This window comes from Bacteroidota bacterium (assembly GCA_016718825.1).
GTDB lineage: Bacteria > Bacteroidota > Bacteroidia > J057 > JADKCL01 > JADKCL01.
The window spans coordinates 1-16,854 of sequence record JADKCL010000006.1 but is presented as its reverse complement, the minus strand read 5'-3'; the positions used below and the strand labels follow the sequence as shown (position 1 = coordinate 16,854).

The window sequence follows — 16,854 nt, the reverse complement described above, 5'->3', positions numbered from 1 at the left end:
CATCACACGCAAAAGGATCGAGGAATTGGAATATTTGATCAAATACAAATGATACGTTCAATCCTGCAAACTTGTGACAAGAAATGTGGGTGCAGTGAAACGACGCAAAGGTCAAACGCGGACGCACGCCGCCTGAAGCTGCTATCCTCCTATCCCACCACCAAATGACGCCCTTCCTCCAACAACTCCACTATTCGCTGTTGCAGGATGCATCCGATGCCAATTTGCGGCAATGGGGCGCCCACATCGTGCAACAAAATCTCGCGATTGCAGACCTGATCACGCTGATCCATGCCGAGAAAAAGGTCGCGACACGTTTCAGTTGGATGCTCGGCGGCATTGTCGAGCGTGCTCCGGAGCTGGTGCGGCCCGTGATTCCTTATCTTTTCACGCATCGGAAGGAAATCGTTATCCAAAATTTCGAACGCAGCCTCGCCAAGTTCTTCGCCCTCGCCGGCATCCCCGAGGAAATCGAAGGCGAAGCCGTGGAGGCGCTGTTTCAGTGGCTGATGGATCCCAAAGTGCTCCTCTCGACCAGGATCTTCGCGATGGCTGCGTTGGACAGGTATTGCAGGCAGCAGCCCGATTTGCGCCATGAATTGCGGATTGTATTGGGGCGGATTGTATTGGAAAATGGGGGTTCTCTGGAGAAAAAGGCACGGGCGATCTTGACGAGAAAGTAGGCGATTAAAAGGGGTTGAGGCGATTTTGTGGTTGTCTTGGTCCTAGAATGCATGCCTCGGCGGTATCGAACCAGAAGGAGGGTTGGTCTATGGATGGCCAATTGTGACACAACAAGGTTGCTCGGATTCGTTCCAATTTAGAATAATTAACAACTGTCACTTGAATCTTGTGATCCGAATCCTTAACTTTCTAGGGAATGGTGATTTCGATTGTACAACTTTTGGCTGCAACCATAAGCCGCTTCAGATTGAATTTGGAAAAATGAACACGTTAAGAATCACAATATTTACTCTGCTGACATTGCTTGCATTAGCCTCTTGTAGCCGACAAGTCAAAACGAATTTGCCCAATGACAGTGTAAGTCAGGACAAGGCTTCTACGGAAAATCATCCCATGATCATCCGAACACAAGGTGCTACCTCAGGAAATATAACATGTGAGTTGCAGGATCGAGATGGCAACCTTTGGTTCAGCACAAGTGGAGAAGGCGTTTACCGTTATGATGGAGAATCATTTACCAATTTTACTACGAAAGACGGACTGTGCGACAATGATGCTGGGGATATCATTCAGCGTAAATCCGGAGATATTCTGATTGGTACAAATGCAGGAATTTGTAAGTATGATGGGAAAACTTTCAGTAATTATTTCGAATCCGATAGCTTGACCGAATTGAGAATTACCAGCCTTTTGGAAGACCGAGAGGGCAACATTTGGTTTGGCGCAATGGCCAAGGGACTTTATCGGCATGATGGGACAAAGGTTTCAAATTTCCTCTACAGATATGAGCATCCATTATTTCCTGACATGCGCGAAAAAATGATCAGTGACATTATCCAAGATAAAAATGGACACATTTGGTTTAGTTCTTTTAACAGAGGTGGTGTGTGGCGATACGACGGGAAAATCCTATCTCACTTTCTTCCATCTTCCGATTATTATTTGTACGGAGAAGATGAAAGAAGCAATGCTAATTCTTCTTCCTATACACAATATGTCCATTCGCCAGACTACATTACGGATGACATGATTCATTGCATGATAGAAGATAGGTCTGGAAATATTTTGTTTGCCACGAGAAGGCACGGGATTTGTAGATTTGATGGAAATATGTTTACAAATTTTGGAGAAAGTGAAGCATTTAGTAGCAAAGGCGTAATTTCAATTTTAGAGGATAAAAAAGGGGTTTTTTGGCTCGGAACAGATGGGGGTGGTGTCTTCTCCTATGATGGAAAAATTACAAAAAATTATACAACGACTGATGGACTAATCAACAATTCCGTTTGGAGTATCTTTGAAGACAAAGCCGGAAACCTTTGGTTTGGAACAAGATCGTTTGGCTTGAGCCGTTTTGATGGAAATTCCTTTGCCACTTTTTCCGAATACAAGGAGGGATGACACATTCTTAACGGCACAAATACTGCTCAAGGACAAGGCAAAAGGCGAAACAATTGGAACTCGAAAAAAGAAACGCTTGACTACATTGAATCCCTAGGAAAAAACTTAACCAATCATCCATTTAAAATCATGAAAAGAACTTCCCCCCTCCTACTCTTGCTTCTCCTTTTCACGGTGGGCATGCTCAATGCAGCCTTTGGCCAAAATTATCGGCCGTTTTCCAATGGGAATATTTACCGGTTTGATTCACCTTCGGGATTCTACTCCATCAAGGTTGATTCCGCTACAGAAGTCGCCGCTGATTCCGTTTTTTGGTTCAACAAGATTGTTGTTCCTGTGTCGGATTCATTTCCCGGCAACAATTGTGGTTACCCTTGGTGGCAAGGTCCTGCATATTCTTATGGGAATGAAAACTTGCTCGGCACCAAGATGCTGGAGAAAGCGAATGGCGAATTTCAATTCATTGCGGAGACCGGTGATACCATTTTCATTCAAACCCAAGTCCCATTGTTGAGCAGCTGGACCTTTCATTCGGATTCATCGCTGACAGCCATGATCTCGTCCAGAACTTTGGAAACCTTTCACGGACAGGTAGATTCCGTCGTGACGATTTCCATCAGCAATGGGGAGGAATTGCGCATTTCGAAGAACCATGGTGTACTTACCGTCCATAATTTTAATGCCTATTGGTCATCCGCCCCCGTCACGGTTTATCAGCAAAGAAGTTTACCAGCAAAACCAAATTACCTGGATTTTTATGACTTCGAAGTCGGCGATCAGTTTAGATTTTTCGAAGCCTCGCCTGTAACGGGTTCACCTGGTTGGACGCATTACCACGATGGCTTTGAAGTGCTGGGCAGACAAAATTATCCGAATGGAGATTCAATCGGGTACTCCGTTGCAAGATCCCTTCGACGAAGAGGAGGGCTTACAAACTCGCTTCCGTTTGATTCCGTACTCCCAACAGATACGATCACGTGGATGTTTCGTCGCTCCACAGAGCGATTTCTTGAATTGGGAACCATGGACCAATTTGAAGGCATACTCCTTCGACAGGAATATGCATCCATCCCTTTTAATGGCCGTGAAACTTTTTCATTTACGCGTTACGTATTGGACACATGCAATCAGACCTTAAATTGGTACGTGGATGGAGGAAATGCGCAAAATTATACCATTGGCTTGGGGCAAACACTGGACGGTACATATGCTATTGTGGATCGGGAGCGTGAACTTATATGCTATGTCAAGCAAACCGACTCGGTCGCGCCCTGCGCCATTCCGTTGGTCAATATTCCTGAACCTCAGGCAAATGAAATGGCATTGAACATCTTCCCCAATCCATTTACTGAATCTACCACGCTACAATTCGCGAATCCCCGTGGCCTCCGTCACGTGCTAACCGTTTCCAATATGACAGGGCAGGTAGTTCAAGAGATCACTGAAATTGTAGGTGATCATATCCTTCTCGAGCGTGGTGAACTCCCTTCGGGCTTGTACTTTTTTGTTTTGAAGTCCGCGGATGGGCATGCAGGGACGGGGAAATTGTTGGTGAAATGACTTTGCTTTTCGGGATGGTGGACAAACCAATTTCGTGTGAAGTTTGCCCCCACTGACATTCGCCCCGTCACTTCCCGCCGAGCTGCTCCAAACGCGTCACCAATGCCGGATCAAAAGTCCCTTGCGCGAGGCGCGTGCGGGTCGTTTTGAACACCGCGTCCCAAGCGGCTTGCTCCTGTGTCGTACGCGTCACGAGGGTCATATTGGCCTTCAACCGTGTGAAAGCGGCATCGTCGTCCGTGCGCATCTTGGTTTTCATCGCGCTGGCTGCCAAACGTCCCGTGTCAAAAAGAATGGCACTCAGGTCCGGCGGCAGCGAATCCGTGGTGCTCTTTGAAAACCCGATCGCCCCCACCCAATAGGCATCGGTCTTGGCGCTGATATGCGTAAATTTTCCTGACCAATTCAAGGATTCTGCGAAAAGGGGAGGACAAGTCAGGGTGTTGATCGCGGAGATATTAAGGCTGGGAAGTACCTCGGGAATGTTGAGGTTGACCGCAGAAACATTGATGGCTTGGAAAAACGCCGGCCATACAATATCGTCGCGCCAGAGAAAGGACTTTTTCCCTTGCAAGTCTGTCGGCATCCTCACTGCGAATCCATTGGACATGAGGCGGGACTGACCGAAACTGCACCATCCGAGCACCTTCAATCCCGCATTGTCAGCTCCGCTTTCAAAATCGCTTTTGACGGCAGCAAAGGCATTGTCAAATACGGTCCAATTGTCAAACAATCCCGGCATCTGCATCGCCAGAATCGGCTTGTGGAATTTTCCAAGGCCCACGGAGGTCAGGAGCGCACCGTCCAATTGTCCCGCCTTGATCTTGCCGACCATCGCGCCTTCATCGCCTTGAGCGCCGGTGTAATAGATGGTCAGCTGCATCCGCCCTTGGCTTTGATCCTCCACGGCCCGCTTCCAGGTTTCCAATACGGTGCCCCAAGGGCTGCTTTTGGGAACCAAGGTTCCAAACGACAAATTGTAAACTCCGGGCGACGGAGTCGTTGTCACAACGGTCGGGGTGGTTGTCACGACGGGTTGAACGGTCGGGACGCTGAATGCAAGCGCGGTTTTGGCGATGATGATGGAGACATCGGCATAGAGGCGGGCATAATTGTCCTTGCTGATGCGTGGCGCCAATGCCGTCATGCGTCCTTGGACGAGGGTGCCGCAATTCGTGTAGCCGGCGCCCATCGCGTAGCCATGGTGGGCAAGTGAATCCAAATAACCACAGCCGGCATCGCCAGGCAGCGTATTGGTGATGGTATTGGTCCATCCCGCGAAGTTAATGCCATAGCGGGCGATTTTGAGCGAAAGCGAAGCGTAAAGGGCCGCATAGCGCTCCTGCGGGAGGCATCCTTTCAGATTGGCCATTCGGCTGCCGACAAAACTTGCGCTTGGACCGAGATCGGTGACAACCAGGATGTAGTTGTAATGCGCATTCCAGTCCATGATGCCCCGACCTCCGTCATTGGGCGAATTTGGATCGGAGCCATTGACCCAGTTGCATTGCCCCATGGCACCAAAGCCGAGGAGCATCAGGAAACCAAGGAAGAGGATGGATTTTTTCATGAACGAAATACTTTGGTAGAACGCGTACGCAAGATGCCGATGATTTCTGAATTTCTAAAACGCGACCCATTCGAAGATATGGGTCTCCGATGCAAGACAAGAAGCGTGCCGTTTTTGGGAGCAGAAAAGTACTTGGCCGGTGGATGAAATTTGGCTGTGCTCCAAACCTTCGTCCTGCATCCATGGAAGGCGGCATAAAATCCATTACATTCGCAAAAACTAAGTAGTATTTGAGAAGGATTTGAGGATCCCTTTCTTCAATCCAATAGCGTGTATCTTTCGACCCAGCCCGCGGTGAATTGATCGTGTGGAAGGTTCAATGAAAGCAAAAAACGACGGATTCTGGCGAAATTCTCGATCAACAAATGATAAAATATGGCATACGCATTGATCCTAGCAGCAGTCAGCGAAACAGAATATGACATCTTTAGAGCGTGTTTTGATTCTGTAGAAAGCAATTTGGTGGGTGAAAATACCTATCTGAACGCACGAAAAGTCGAGGTGACTACCCATTATTATTTGTCGGCAGGAACTGGTTTTGAGGAATTGGACCAAGCAATGTTTGAATTGCTTGATAGCGGCGAAATAATAAATGAATCCTATTGGCATCCTTTCCGCCCCCCTTTTTACCAAAGTGCACAATCAGTTCAACCCAAAATTGTTGACTTTAAATCGGCATTCGATCAGGTTCTTTTGCAAGTGCCTGAAGACAAACGTGAATACTGGAATATGGACTTTTTGCCCATTATCGAAATCCTCGATTTCATCAGAGACAACGATTTGGGCCTGATTACTTTTTTGGAAAAACCCTTTGACGAAGAACGCGCAGACAAAGTGCGGTATCCCATTGAGATTGAAATTCCCAGGCCGGAATTTTAGCGATTGTACATCCGTTCACCTTGCCACTCCGGCTCGAAGCGCCAAGCAAAGCTGATGACACTTCGGATGCCGATTCGCTAGGAGTTTGGCGGAGGCCTTTCAGATACCTTACGGACCTCACCGTGTGGGGCGATCCTCGCTTGGTCCATGGAAACCAACCATGGTCACTCCACGACCCATTCGCCGCGTGCATTCTTGCGCACCACAAAATCGTATTGCGCCTGATTGCCACTGAGGGTCAAGGTCTGCTCGATGGGCTTGATATTCTTATTCTGAAACTCGACCCGCACCACCGGATGCAGCCCATACGTGATCGGCAACTGCGCCACGACATCTGCAGCGGGGGTCGGATTTACCTGACTGTCATCCAGATAGACGGAGATCAATTCGCCCGTTTCGCTCTTGATATGCAACTTCACACGCGGCTTGGTTGCGGGATTCACCACCTTGGGTTGCGTCGTATCGATTTTGGTCGTGGACAGGCCCGTGCTGTCCACCTTGGGGGCGGTCAGCGTTTTGGGACCCGGGGTGGGAGCCACGGCATTGTTGCCGAACGGCATCAGCTGCGTCGGCGTCGGGTTTCCGCCAGGGATTTTCAGGATCGTATTGCTGCCGTTGCCATTGGGCATGTAGATGCTGTAACCGTTGAGGCTATTTCCGAGGCCGGCGTTGTTCATCGCATCGATCGCGCTTTGCAATCCGGTGATGTCGGTCGCATTCAAGGTGGCATTGTTGAAGGTGAGGATCTGATTCAGGTCAATGCCCCCGAGGCTGGGATTGGCGTTCGTCGTGGTGGACGGGGAGAAAGCGCCCAAGTTGGCTGGACCTGTGGGCTGCAGGAGGCGGGCACCCGGGTTGTTCGTCGGCGGCCAAGTCGTGGACAGGCTGCCCGGAAGCAGGTTCGGGATGGTGGGGGAAACCGTCCGATCGAGGTGTACATCCGCCGAATTGCGTGCATCGAGCATCACCACGCCCTGCAAGTTCCACGTCCGCGTGGTATTGCCGGCCTGCTGCGTCCCGCTTACATCGATGCGCGGCCCTTGCAAATACGGCACCGGGATCGTTACCTGCCCATTCGCGTCCGTGAATCCACTGCCCAATGTCATGCCGCCCTGCGCCACCGACACTTGCGCATGGGTCACGGGCATGCCCGCATTCCAGAACCGCAAGGAAACCGCGGACTGTGCCCAAACTCCCGTACCACCCAGCACAGTGCCCAAAATGAACAACACCCGAACGAACATCATTGTCTTCATCATTGTACAACTTTGATTTTGGAGGTGTATCAAATCATGTACCATTTTTTTGATGGGAATGTGGTCGGGGCTGCGTGGACGGGGCTGGGGTTTCCATTCATGGGACGAACAGTGGGGAAGCTCTTGCCGACTTCTGTTTTACGCGTGACGGGATTCCAGCAGGTGCTGGGATCATCACCCCAACTTGGATGCAGCTAATAGTTCCATGCTTCATCCAAACTTGCTTCGCAGATCGCACAAGTGAAATCACCGTCCTTGACAAGATTGGTATTCCCACAATCGTCGCAACGCCTGAATTCAAATGCATAGGTAAAATAATCAGGATGCTGAATCACCATGGCATCCAGGACTTTGTGTACAATACTCCAGCTATCAACTTTGGGACAGTAGCCAGTGGACTGATTGGTAATCCCAATCACCTCAATGTTCTCGCCATCCAGGCTGAAAGTTATTTCTCCAGCTGCCAACACATTTTTCCCGCCGGCGCAAGCCACATGTTCTGAATGCCGATCCGCAATGACCAACTCTTGGTCTTCATTGATTACGAAAGTTGCTGTCAGCCTGCCGTATTCAATCATTTGCCTATTATTTTCCATCCAAACGGCGAGTTTGTTCAGATCATTGATTCTATGCCCCCTATTCTCATCTTTCACCAAACTGAGCAAGTCCTTGGGCCCGACATAGGAGTATGATTTTTGGTTTTCCATCAGACAAGCGGCTCCTTTTGGCGACGGTCGAAAATCCAACGCAATTTCATGCAAACAGTAGCATGAGACGAATCGATGTAGAAAGATAGGCAGGTACTTTTCATTTAGCCCGAATATAGCAAAAAGTGCCATTGGGAAGAAGAACACGGACTGCAACTTGTCTTTCGTCAGGGCAAACGACTGACCAGAATCAGCCACCAAGATGGACACTTGACGGAGGCAGATGCCTACGACAAACCTGACGAAGCGGATGAATTACTGTCTAAATTTGGGAATGGTTCAGCATACTGGTAAATTTTCTGAAAAGCACATTTTGCAGCATTCACGATATCCATGAAAAAGATATTCCTCCTCCTCCTTCTCCCGCTGCAGCTTTTCTGTCAGCAAGATGTTGCAAAATATGTCGACCCTTTCATCGGCACGGGCGGACATGGGCATACCTTTCCCGGACCGACGCTGCCGTTTGGGATGGTGCAGTTGAGTCCGGATACGCGCCTGCGGGGCTGGGATGGCTGCTCGGGGTATCATTTCTCCGACAACGTCATCTATGGTTTTTCGCATACGCATTTGAGTGGCACGGGCTGCAGTGATTACGGAGATGTGCTGCTGATGCCTACCGTGGGCGAAGTCACATGGAACAATCAGCAGTATGCGTCAAGCTTTCAAAAGGAAAATGAGTTGGCAACCGCAGGATATTATTCGGTTTTTCTGGACAAACCGGGCGTTCGGGCGGAATTGACGGCGACGACAAGGACGGGTTTGCATCGCTACACGTTTCCCAAAACCGATGCGGCCAATATCATTCTCGACCTGAACCACCGCGATCAATTGAATGAAGGGGCGATCCAAATATCCGGCGACAGCGAAATATCGGGCTACCGAATCAGCACGAAATGGGCGAGCAATCAGCATGTTTATTTTGTCATTCAATTTTCAAAGCCCTTCAAAACCTTCGGAATAGCGGGTTGCAAGCGGGGTAAACGGTCCAAACAGACGAAGGGAGGCCGTTTGAAAGCCTTTGTTCAGTTCGCCACTGAAAAGGATGAAGTCATTCACGTGCGCGTAGGCATTTCGCCGGTGAGTGTGGAAGGCGCGCGCAAGAATCTCGAAGCAGAGCAGCCGGAATTCGATTTCGCGCGAACAAAAGCCGCTGCTGTTGCCATGTGGAATGCCGAATTGGGCAAAATCGAAATTGAAGACGAGGACGAAAAGAAGAAAAGGATATTTTATACCGCCATGTACCACGCCATGATCGCTCCGAATGTCTATCAGGATGTCGATGGCAACTATCGGGGCCGGGATGGGAAAATCAGCGCAGCAAACGGATTTACGAATTATACGGTTTTTTCCTTGTGGGATACCTACCGTGCGCTGCATCCGCTGTTTACCCTCATCAACAGAGACCGAAATGCCGATTTTATCCGCACCTTTCTCACGCAATATGAACAAGCCGGATTGTTGCCCCTCTGGGAATTGGCCGGATACGAAACCTTTTGCATGATCGGTTACCATTCCATTCCCGTGATCACCGATGCCTACCTCAAGGGGATCACTGAGTTTGATGCACAAAAGGCCCTGGAAGCCATGAAAAAGAGTGCAGAAACAAATCAAAAGGACTTGAAGCAATATAAACTCAAGGTTCAATCATCGTGGATGCGTCTTATTTCCGCTATGCTGCGGGATTCGACGACTACCTCAAATATGGCTTTATCCGGCAGCGCTTCATCAACAACAGTGTTTCCAAAACCCTGGAATATGCCTTTACGACGACTGGTGCATTGCGCAGATGGCCAAGGCTTTGGGCGATTCAGCAGGGTATGAAACCTACATCGGAAGGGCGGCCAATTACCGCAATCTTTTTGATCCGGAAACGGGCTTCATGCGGCCTCGGGGAAAGCACAATTTCAAGCGCCGCTTTGACCCCTATAAAGTTACGCAGTCCTATACCGAAGCCAATGCCTGGCAATATTCCTTCTACGTGCCGCATGACATCAGCGGACACATGCAACTGCTGGGCGGGAAGGAAAAACTGGGCACATTTCTCGATACCTTGTTCACCACTTCTTCCAAATTGAAGGGGCCGATCAAACAGGACGTTTCCGGCTTGATGGGTCAGTACGCCCACGGGAATGAACCGAGTCATCAGATTGTCTATCAATACAATTATGCGGGACAACCCTGGAAAACGCAGGCGCGGGTCAGGAAAATCATGGATGAATTTTATTCCGACAAGCCCGATGGTTTGGTAGGAAATGAGGATTGCGGGCAAATGAGTGCCTGGTATATTTTCAGCGCCTTGGGCTTTTATCCGGTTTGTCCGGGCAGCGACCACTATGTAATCGGTTCTCCCATTTTCAAAAAAGCCATCCTCCACCTGGAGAATGGAAAAGATTTCACGGTTCAAACTTCGGGCAACGATGAAAACAATGTTTACATCCAATCAGCGACATTGAATGGCAGCAATTACACCAAGAGTTTCTTGAAATATGCCGACATCACCAACGGCGGAATATTGGAATTGAAGATGGGCAGTGCGCCCAACCAAAACTGGGGCAGCGCGGAGGGGGATGTGCCGGTGACGGAGATCAGATGAGTGGCTTCGGTGTCGTGATTTTCATTCCGCACCATTACCAACCTTGCCCACCGAAAGCCTATTGACCCGCCAATTGCAGGTAGATGAGCACCCCTGCGGCTGCTGTCATCACAAGCAAGGTCAGGAAGCCCATGATATTTGCTAAAGGGCTGTTGACATTCTCCCCCATGATCTTCTTGTTGTTGGAGATATGCAAGATGATCGCGATGAGCACGGGTGCGGTGAGGCCGTAGAGGATGGCGGTATAGATCAAGGCTTTGATGGGGGATATCCCAATGTAATTCATTGAAAGTCCGAGCAACAGCGAAACCGAGATGATCATGTAAAAGCCCTTGGCCTCATGAAATTTCTTGTCCAGTCCTTGCTCCCAGCCAAAAGTTTCGGAAAAGATATAAGAAAGCGACCCGCCCAGCACCGGAATCGCGATCAGCCCGGTACCGATGACGCCGACCGCAAACAGCAGATAAGCCATGTTTCCTGCCAAAGGTTTCAGGGCCATCGCCGCCTGCTCCACGGTGTCAATCTGATGCACGCCACCATTGTACAGCACGGTTCCGGTCGTCAGGATGATGAAATACATCACAAATCCGGAAACGGTCATCCCGAAATCCACATCCTTGTTCATGGTTTGGATGAGTTTCTTGTTGACCATCAAATGTTTCTTGTGTGTTTTGGATTCCTCCACCACGACCGACGCCTGCCAAAAGAAAAGATAGGGAGAGATCGTGGTGCCGAGTATTCCCACAAGGATCAGCATGAAGTCCTTGTCAAAACGGATCGTGGGGATGACTGTGGCTTTCAGAATCGCTACTAAATCCTGCTTGTACAGAAACGGGACGATGAAATAGACCAACATGCCAAGGCAGAGGTACTTCAGGATCGATGCCAGCTTCTGATAGGGCAGATAGATGATCAGGCCGATCAGCGTCAGGGTGAAAAACACGCTGAAATAGGAAGCGTCGATGGCGGGAACCAACAGATTGCCAACCGCACCCATGCCTGCGATGTCGGCGCCGATGTTCATCACGATCGCTGGAAAGCTGAAAAGCAGCATCAGGTACAAGACCGGCCTCGGGTAATGCTTTTTCAACGTCCCCGTCAAGCCTTGCGAAGTCACAAGGCCGATGCGCGCGCACATTTGCTGAATGGCGGCCATCAGCGGGAAGGCGACCAAGGCCGTCCAAAGAGTGAGCAGTCCAAAAGCCGCGCCGGCTTGGGAATAGGTGGCAATTCCCGAAGGGTCATCGTCGCTCGCGCCGGTAGCCAACCCCGGTCCAAGCTTCGACCAAAACCGCAGCAGACGAAACCCTTTTTTCTTCTTGGTGGTCATTTCCGCATTGCGTCTGAGCCTCTGATACATGGAGAAAACATCAGCAAAGTTCGCAAAATTCGTGGTGCGAGAAGCTGAAGTTTGTCACACGCGGATGTTTGTCTGCGCCGGCATCCCGCAGACCTCGAAGGCGGAGCGGTCGCTGCGCTGTTCAGCAGCGGATGGATCGGGAGGTGTCTCTGTCGGGGTGGAGCCGCGTGGTGGCCGGGCCACGTTTGCAGCTGCCAGGGTTGCGGGATGAATGGCGGCTCGCCTTGGAGGGGATAACCTTTGCGAATGGGGATTCACACGAGAAACAAGCACTGCGGATTTTGCGGATGTGGTCGGGAATCGGATGGCGGCTTGGTCGTTGGATAACTTTCGGTGGTGGTACGAGACTGCGTTCAAAGAAGGACATTTCCTGGCGTCAACGCTTGTTTCTCGAATCTTTCAGCTAGCTTTTGAAGATTCTGTCTCATTAATGAAACTGAGATGCGATTTCCCGAATCAATCACCTCCCGAAATTCCGGGGAGCACTTTACGTAACTGGTTGACGTAAAGCAGGGTGACGTGTTGATTTTGTACAACAGTAGAGTCGCATGGGAACGGCATTCCAAGTAATTGAAAATTGTCATGAATGAAGAAAATGTATCAAAGTTTTGGGATGAATTAGTTGGTCGCCAATTAAGTTCAGTTGAATTTGTCCAGGACTATCTACAATTAAGATTTGATGGGCCATCTATAACTGTTACAAATCCACTCACTGTAAATGATAATGAAACTGAAATCACTTCATGGAATGCTGGCTTTCGTGACTTGCTTTGTAGTCAAATAACAAAATAGTTCAGGATGTAAATTTGAACCCGAAAAAGCCTTAACGATCCGATTCATAGACAACTCCCAAATTGCAGTATCTGTTCGACCTGAGGATTATTCATCACCAGAAGCAATTTACGCATATGGATTTAGTAATAATAGTTGGCTTGTAGAATAAGCAATGGAGAAAATGGGCGACAGAACTGCTGCACATAACAGCACATTTGCAATAGGCGGGGTTTCGTGCTCAGTAGACAGTTTTTTGGTTCAAGGTGGTTTATCGCTCCGAATGAACATTGATGATGAAAAACCCGCCCCGACGCCAGCCGCAAAACATCGTGCACGATGATCGATAACAAAACACAAAAAATGCAGCTGTTAATGGCAATCGAAATCAGTCCGTATGATTACGCCGATGCTGATTATGAATATCCTACGGGCAGTTCATCTGAATTTCCAGATGAATGGAATGATTTTTGGATTCGATGTCTTTCAGACCGAAACTTAGGCGGCTTGTGTGCAATCAGCAAAGGCTCTTACTTGGTGGACATTGAAACAATCAAGGACGCTGAGCTTGAAGAAATCGTAAGCAATGAGCTGAAAGAAGTTGAATGGAAGGATTTTGAAGAGCAGGTGCACCGAAAAAGTGGCGGAATTGTCGTCAAGGAAAACGATATTTCACGTATTGAACCGATGTGCTGCGGAGATTTAGGGAATATGAATGAATGGTTGGCGATTTTTGAGGCGAAACCAAATGATTGGACCCAATTGTGGATCGGGCATCCTTGGCTCTATTACAAAAGAGAAAACGACATGGTGGCGTTTTCTGATTATACGGATTCGACTCCTTCAGATTTCAGCGGTCTAGAAGTCCACTTTCAGTTTGCAGAAGAAGAGTTCAAGCAAGAACTCCAAAAAATTGCAGGGCAACTGAAGAGATTTGAACTGAGGATTCGTGCAATTCTCGACAAAATGGGGATCCTGAATGCTGAGCGCATCGCGAAATTAATGACAGGGAATGCGTAAAGTGGCAGTAGACACTGGCTTGGTAGGTAGGTGACTCAAGTTCGTCCTTGATACACTTTTTAGCGAGATCCCACGTGAGGAATTCGATCGAACTTCTGTTCTGAAAGTTCACGACATCGCCAGGCTGCAAAACCGTCACCTCCATGTCACCCCGTCCTCAAATCTCCTCCAAAGCCTGAATATTCCTCCGCAATGCATGCACAGGCCAACATTGAGGCGCGATACCTCGAAAACATTGCTCAGAGTGACTGGACTTCACATTGGCTGCCTTGGACGGGCTTTGTTCGCAGCTGCCAGAGTTGCGGCATGAATGGCAGCTTCTTTTGGTGGGTATTGCCTTGGCGAATGGGGATTCGCTAGAGAAAAATGCGACACGGATTTTGGCGATGTGGTCGTGAATCGGATGGCAGCATGGTCGTTGGATTGACTTTTGGCAATCGTAGAACCCGCGAGAAGGGAATTGCACGGGTTCTACGCACGCCTTGATTTGCGAGCTTTTTTGCAGATATTGGTCCTAACATGAAAAGAAAGCTTCGTCCATTGGCACTATACGGAGTGCTTTACGCAACTGGTTGCGTGAAGCGGGACAATGCTGGCAAGGGTGTTCGACCCGTGGTACAGTTAACATCTCAACCGAAAGATGGGAATCTTTAAAAGAAATGGAGGAGTCGATCCGGAGGGATTGGACTGGTGCATACTGCAAAACGGTTGGATCAGTTTATACTGGCGGACAACGATTCTCGATGACGACTTGAAATGGTTTGAGAAGGAAAAATATGTAATCGTAGAATTCAATTGCAGGACTTGGGACAGCGACAAAATCATGCATTCCCAATTCAAAGAGAAATTTGACTTTCCGGACTACTATGGAAAAAATTTAGATGCGTTACGCGATTGCCTCTCGGACTTAAACGTAATTAGGAGAGGACTTGTGTTGGTATTCAGGCATTTGGACAGTATCGAAAAGCAGACGGCTCATGCAATTCTGGACATCATGGCCGACAACGCAAGACTTCAGATGCTATTTGGAAATCGGATCATTACGCTTGCGCAAGTCGACAACCCCGACTATGAAATTGACCCCGTGGGACAGACATCGGTTATTTGGAACGGATCAGAGTGGCTAGATTCTAGACGCGTAGAAGAGTGAACCCAATCATTGCAAAGCCGGCAACAAAATATTTCTGCAAGGTGGCCGTGGCGAGTTGGTTTTAGGTTTTGTCTTCGTTCAACGTTTTCGTTTTCGTGGGACAGGACGTTGCTTCGCAAAGACACCACTGCAGAAAAACAAGCCCTCACCTCAAATCCATTCGCATTCTTCGCTTAGATCTCCCCCAATGCCTGAATATTCCTACGCAACCCATCCCGCGCCTTTCCAAAAGCCACCTTGTTCATCAAAATGGACCCCCAAAACGCCAGGGCGCGAAGATCGCCACCAACACACGGGCAAGGTGACGCGCATGCTCGGCTCGCGAGCAAGACCTCCACGGATTTGCCACTTCCTACGACGCGCCGAGCCGCGCACCCAACGCCGGTGCGGGAATGATGAAGATCGCCCCGACACGTTCCTCGAAGCGGATTATCTAGGAGGATGGTGTTTCGCTGAAGAAAAGGCGATGGGGGATTTTGGAAAAGCGGTCGTGAATCGGATGAGGGCTTGGTCGTTGGATGGCTCTTCGCGGGAGTAACAACCTTCGTTTATTCCTTACATTTGCAGGTGGAAAGCGAAGGCTTTATGAATTTTTCGATTGGAATTCTTAGCTTGGAGGGAAAAGGACTTCGTTTACAAAGTATTTATAAGCGATTGTAATGACCGACACATTTAGTATAAAAGGTCAAATAGAAAGTTCACCTGCCCTGAAATCTGGGACAATAGACTATGACCATCACTGGACATTAAATCGTGGAGGTATATTAAACATTTACGGAAACTTAGAGTATGATGACATTGCGAGAATTACCGGTCATCCAATTCCAATAAAATTAATCCAATTCGCAAGACAGTTTCAGGTAAATGAACAAACGTTACGTCTGCTCAATGAAAAAGTATTTTATAATGACAAATCAACAAGATTTAGAGAAACGTTTAATGGCTATGGTGCATTTAATGATTTGCAATTTTTGAAATATTTATCCAACCTAAAATATTTTGGATTTGGAGCTTTCCATAAGATTGATTTATCTCCGATTAGAGATTATGTTGAGCTTTCCGACTTCGGAATTGGTGGTTATAACATTCCACTAAAACCAATTGAAGGTTATAAGCATTTGACTTCGTTTGGATTTGGAGACAAAATTAGAGACACAAAAATAATTAGCACTTTTTGCAACCTGGAGAATCTCGGAATATCTAGCCAGAATCTTAAAGGGTTAGATTTTGTTTTTGCTTTAGAAAAATTAAAAAGCATTTCATTTTCATTCGGAGGGACTACTGCTTTTGAAGACTTAACACAACTTAAAAAGCTATAAGAACTTGATATTTGGCGAACGAAGAAATTGGAAATTGAACATCTGATCCCTATTAATGGAATCAAAAACCTGAAGGTTCTAAAGTTAAGAGAACTTCCACGAATTACGAATTTGAGTTGGCTAAACAATTTGTCAATTGAAACTCTGGTACTTGAAGACCTTAGAGGATTGGAGAATTTTGATTCATTAAATTGTCAATCTCTGAAAACACTTGTAATCAAGGACGCTAGGTTGGAGGGTGCAAAACTAGAATCACTTGGTCAGTTTGAAAACATTCAAAATATTCAAATCTATAAATGGTATTTAGACAACAAATCTAAGGACATTGCTTCCTTTTTAAATCGAGCTAACATTACAGAAATTGAACTCAAATACTTACTGTAGAAAAACCGCTTATAACACGGGTTTTGCGTCAGGCGGGCTGAAGTGCAAGCCTGGAGCTTCGTCCTTCTATTGAACTTTACTAATAAATTGAAAATTTGTGTTCCGAAACCCGCCCGAACGCAAAGCCGGGAAACGCTACTCCAAACCTCCCCCCTCAAATCTCCTCCAACGCCTGAATATTCCTACGCGACCCATCCCGCGCC

16 protein-coding genes are annotated in these 16,854 nt (G+C 48.1%); 12 read left to right on the top strand and 4 right to left on the bottom strand.

Annotation, left to right across the window (positions count from 1 at the left end; all coding sequences use genetic code 11):
- Positions 1-164: 164 nt before the first annotated feature.
- From IPN95_08270 to IPN95_08260, 3 genes are all read left to right on the top strand, one after another.
- Positions 165-683, top strand: a complete 519-nt coding sequence (locus tag IPN95_08270) for a hypothetical protein (protein MBK9449398.1) — start codon at positions 165-167, stop codon at positions 681-683.
- Positions 684-843: 160 nt separating this feature from the next.
- Entirely contained in the window at positions 844-2,082 is a 1,239-nt protein-coding gene (locus tag IPN95_08265; protein ID MBK9449397.1) for a hypothetical protein, read from the top strand.
- Between the two features lie 129 nt (positions 2,083-2,211).
- A complete protein-coding gene (locus tag IPN95_08260; GenBank protein MBK9449396.1) occupies positions 2,212-3,642 on the top strand; it encodes a T9SS type A sorting domain-containing protein in 1,431 nt (476 codons plus the stop codon).
- 67 nt (positions 3,643-3,709) lie between these two features.
- On the opposite strand, the gene dctP is transcribed toward IPN95_08260, so the two are convergent.
- Positions 3,710-5,212, bottom strand: a complete 1,503-nt coding sequence (gene dctP / locus IPN95_08255; GenBank protein MBK9449395.1) for a TRAP transporter substrate-binding protein DctP — start codon at positions 5,210-5,212, stop codon at positions 3,710-3,712.
- Between the two features lie 375 nt (positions 5,213-5,587).
- Here dctP and IPN95_08250 point away from each other — a divergent pair, with 375 nt between their 5' ends.
- A complete protein-coding gene (locus tag IPN95_08250; protein ID MBK9449394.1) occupies positions 5,588-6,091 on the top strand; it encodes a hypothetical protein in 504 nt (167 codons plus the stop codon).
- A gap of 164 nt (positions 6,092-6,255) precedes the next feature.
- Here IPN95_08250 and IPN95_08245 read toward each other — a convergent pair whose 3' ends face one another.
- Positions 6,256-7,350, bottom strand: a complete 1,095-nt coding sequence (locus IPN95_08245; GenBank protein ID MBK9449393.1) for a hypothetical protein — start codon at positions 7,348-7,350, stop codon at positions 6,256-6,258.
- 191 nt (positions 7,351-7,541) lie between these two features.
- Positions 7,542-8,252 carry a hypothetical protein gene (locus IPN95_08240; GenBank protein ID MBK9449392.1) on the bottom strand — a complete coding sequence of 237 codons (711 nt, stop codon included), beginning with the start codon at positions 8,250-8,252 and terminating at the stop codon, positions 7,542-7,544.
- Positions 8,253-8,387: 135 nt separating this feature from the next.
- Here IPN95_08240 and IPN95_08235 point away from each other — a divergent pair, with 135 nt between their 5' ends.
- Positions 8,388-9,875: a GH92 family glycosyl hydrolase gene (locus IPN95_08235; GenBank protein MBK9449391.1), complete on the top strand. Its 1,488-nt coding sequence runs from the start codon at positions 8,388-8,390 to the stop codon at positions 9,873-9,875.
- Positions 9,841-10,647 (top strand): glycoside hydrolase family 92 protein, encoded by an 807-nt coding sequence (locus tag IPN95_08230; protein MBK9449390.1) that lies wholly within the window; start codon positions 9,841-9,843, stop codon positions 10,645-10,647. The genes IPN95_08235 and IPN95_08230 overlap by 35 nt, the downstream gene beginning before the upstream one ends.
- 58 nt (positions 10,648-10,705) lie before the next feature.
- On the opposite strand, the gene IPN95_08225 is transcribed toward IPN95_08230, so the two are convergent.
- Positions 10,706-11,977, bottom strand: coding sequence for a divalent metal cation transporter (locus IPN95_08225; GenBank protein MBK9449389.1), 1,272 nt, complete (start codon positions 11,975-11,977; stop codon positions 10,706-10,708).
- 28 nt (positions 11,978-12,005) lie between these two features.
- Here IPN95_08225 and IPN95_08220 point away from each other — a divergent pair, with 28 nt between their 5' ends.
- The 6 genes from IPN95_08220 to IPN95_08195 all read left to right on the top strand — a co-directional run bounded on the left by IPN95_08220 (position 12,006) and on the right by IPN95_08195 (position 16,651).
- The gene (locus IPN95_08220; protein ID MBK9449388.1) at positions 12,006-12,218 is read left to right on the top strand and encodes a hypothetical protein; all 213 of its coding nucleotides are present in this window, start codon (positions 12,006-12,008) and stop codon (positions 12,216-12,218) included.
- A 371-nt stretch (positions 12,219-12,589) separates the two neighbouring features.
- Complete coding sequence (locus IPN95_08215; protein MBK9449387.1) at positions 12,590-12,799, top strand: hypothetical protein; 210 nt, start codon at positions 12,590-12,592, stop codon at positions 12,797-12,799.
- Positions 12,800-13,141: 342 nt separating this feature from the next.
- On the top strand, positions 13,142-13,798 hold the full coding sequence (locus IPN95_08210) for a hypothetical protein (protein MBK9449386.1): 657 nt from the start codon (positions 13,142-13,144) through the stop codon (positions 13,796-13,798).
- A gap of 640 nt (positions 13,799-14,438) precedes the next feature.
- Positions 14,439-14,948, top strand: a complete 510-nt coding sequence (locus tag IPN95_08205) for a barstar family protein (GenBank protein ID MBK9449385.1) — start codon at positions 14,439-14,441, stop codon at positions 14,946-14,948.
- A 659-nt stretch (positions 14,949-15,607) separates the two neighbouring features.
- The gene (locus IPN95_08200) at positions 15,608-16,267 is read left to right on the top strand and encodes a hypothetical protein (protein ID MBK9449384.1); all 660 of its coding nucleotides are present in this window, start codon (positions 15,608-15,610) and stop codon (positions 16,265-16,267) included.
- Between the two features lie 27 nt (positions 16,268-16,294).
- A complete protein-coding gene (locus IPN95_08195; GenBank protein ID MBK9449383.1) occupies positions 16,295-16,651 on the top strand; it encodes a hypothetical protein in 357 nt (118 codons plus the stop codon).
- Positions 16,652-16,854 lie beyond the last annotated feature (203 nt).

Excerpts from the sequence above, each read along its gene's own strand:
- IPN95_08270 (MBK9449398.1), top strand. The coding sequence starts at position 165 with ATGACGCCCTTCCTCCAACAACTCCACTATTCGCTGTTGCAGGATGCA.
- IPN95_08260 (MBK9449396.1), top strand. The coding sequence starts at position 2,212 with ATGAAAAGAACTTCCCCCCTCCTACTCTTGCTTCTCCTTTTCACGGTG.
- dctP (MBK9449395.1), bottom strand. The coding sequence starts at position 5,212 with ATGAAAAAATCCATCCTCTTCCTTGGTTTCCTGATGCTCCTCGGCTTT.
- IPN95_08250 (MBK9449394.1), top strand. The coding sequence starts at position 5,588 with ATGGCATACGCATTGATCCTAGCAGCAGTCAGCGAAACAGAATATGAC.
- IPN95_08245 (MBK9449393.1), bottom strand. The coding sequence starts at position 7,350 with ATGATGAAGACAATGATGTTCGTTCGGGTGTTGTTCATTTTGGGCACT.
- IPN95_08235 (MBK9449391.1), top strand. The coding sequence starts at position 8,388 with ATGAAAAAGATATTCCTCCTCCTCCTTCTCCCGCTGCAGCTTTTCTGT.
- IPN95_08230 (MBK9449390.1), top strand. The coding sequence starts at position 9,841 with ATGGCCAAGGCTTTGGGCGATTCAGCAGGGTATGAAACCTACATCGGA.
- IPN95_08225 (MBK9449389.1), bottom strand. The coding sequence starts at position 11,977 with ATGACCACCAAGAAGAAAAAAGGGTTTCGTCTGCTGCGGTTTTGGTCG.
- IPN95_08220 (MBK9449388.1), top strand. The coding sequence starts at position 12,006 with ATGGAGAAAACATCAGCAAAGTTCGCAAAATTCGTGGTGCGAGAAGCT.
- IPN95_08215 (MBK9449387.1), top strand. The coding sequence starts at position 12,590 with ATGAATGAAGAAAATGTATCAAAGTTTTGGGATGAATTAGTTGGTCGC.
- IPN95_08210 (MBK9449386.1), top strand. The coding sequence starts at position 13,142 with ATGCAGCTGTTAATGGCAATCGAAATCAGTCCGTATGATTACGCCGAT.
- IPN95_08205 (MBK9449385.1), top strand. The coding sequence starts at position 14,439 with ATGGGAATCTTTAAAAGAAATGGAGGAGTCGATCCGGAGGGATTGGAC.
- IPN95_08200 (MBK9449384.1), top strand. The coding sequence starts at position 15,608 with ATGACCGACACATTTAGTATAAAAGGTCAAATAGAAAGTTCACCTGCC.